The 1,406-nt window shown below is 65.0% G+C and carries 1 protein-coding gene; it reads right to left on the bottom strand.

Translation table 11 applies throughout. The features are described 5' to 3' along the window. Positions 1-119: 119 nt before the first annotated feature. On the bottom strand, positions 120-1,274 hold the full coding sequence (locus tag CFP71_RS42050; RefSeq protein ID WP_093939423.1) for an integrase core domain-containing protein: 1,155 nt from the start codon (positions 1,272-1,274) through the stop codon (positions 120-122). Positions 1,275-1,406 lie beyond the last annotated feature (132 nt).

The raw sequence follows: 1,406 nt of genomic DNA, 5'->3' as shown, positions 1-1,406 counted from the left end.
ACTTGCCTCAGGTAGAACGCCCGTTTTGGGCACTTTGCGTGGCTTTGCTAGGGGGTCGTGAGTGGCAAAGAGGGTTCTAACCCTCTGTCATGTTTCAGGACTTCGTGAACAGATGTGTTTCAGGACTTCGTGAACAGTTTTGGTTTGTTCAGTGGTTGGTAGCGTACTGATCTGTCGAGGGTGAGTTGGCGGGCGACTGTGTCGCCGATCGTGATGGTGACGCGGTCGCCTTGCCAGAACACGGTGGCGGTGTGGCCTGCCCAGCGGCGGCCGAGGACGATGGAGCAGCCGGAGAAGGCGATGACGCCGGTGGCTGAGACCGGGCGCTGGGTGACGCCGCCGGGCTGGCGGCCGGTGCCGGCGGGGGTGGCTTTGGGGCGGGCGTCGTAGCGTTGCTGCGGGGTGTGGCCGTTGAGGCTCTGGTGGCGTCGCCGGGTGTTGTAGAGCTTTCGGTAGTCGTCGAGAAGGTGTTGCAGGGCGGCGAGATCCTCGGCCGGGGGCCGGGCGGCGAGCCATTTCTGCAGGGTTTGGTGGACGCGTTCGTTCTTGCCGCAGGTTTGCGGGTGATAGACCGAGGAGGCGATCGCGGTGACGCCGTGTCCGGCGAGGTGGCGTTCCAGTTCGACCATGTGGCCGCGGTGCTTCCCGGAGAAGGACAAACCGTTGTCGGACAGCACTTTCACCGGAACCCCGTGGCCGGCGAACGCCTGTTGCAACGCAGCCCAGGCGTCGGTGCCGTTCTCACTGGCCGCGGCGTAGGTGCCGACGTCGAGACGGGAGTGGTCGTCGAGGATCTGGATGATGCAGACCTTGACGCCGTCGGCCAGGTAGTACTCCATGCCATCGATCTGCCAGCAGCCGTTGGGGTCGGCGTATTCGAACCGGCGTCTCGTGCGGGGTTTCTTACGTGGCTCCGGGGTGATCTGGCCGTGATCACGCAGGATCCGGTAGACCGCCGACCGTGACGGCAACGGCTCGAACCCGGCGTCTTCCAGCCGCCAGTGGATCGAGATCGGCCCGTTGTCCCAGCCCTCGTCCTCGAGTTCCTTGCGGGCCCGCAGCACCGCCTCGGCCACCTTGGCCCCGAACGCGGCCGGGCGGTGGCGCGGGGCGGTGCTGCGGCGGACGAACCCGTCCACACCCTCCGCGCGGACCCGCGTGACGTACTTGTGGAACACGCCCCGGGAGATGCCACGTTCGCGGCAGAACCCCGAGATGTTGATCTTCTCGCCCGCGGCGACCTTCGCGACCGCGGCGACGAACTCAGGATCCATCGAAAACCCTGTACTGCCCATCGCCGCATGATCACCACAAACACCCAGGTCACCACACCGACAGGCCGGTCAGTGTTCACGATGTCCTGAAACATCAACTGTTCACGATGTCCTGAACTCAGACAGAGGGTT

Origin of the sequence: Amycolatopsis thailandensis, assembly GCF_002234405.1 — a bacterium.
Lineage (GTDB): Bacteria > Actinomycetota > Actinomycetes > Mycobacteriales > Pseudonocardiaceae > Amycolatopsis > Amycolatopsis thailandensis.
Note: the sequence above shows the minus strand (reverse complement) of the source record. Positions and strands in the feature narration are given on the sequence as shown.

Coding starts and splice junctions, on each gene's coding strand:
- CFP71_RS42050 (WP_093939423.1), bottom strand. CDS start 1,274: ATGGATCCTGAGTTCGTCGCCGCGGTCGCGAAGGTCGCCGCGGGCGAG.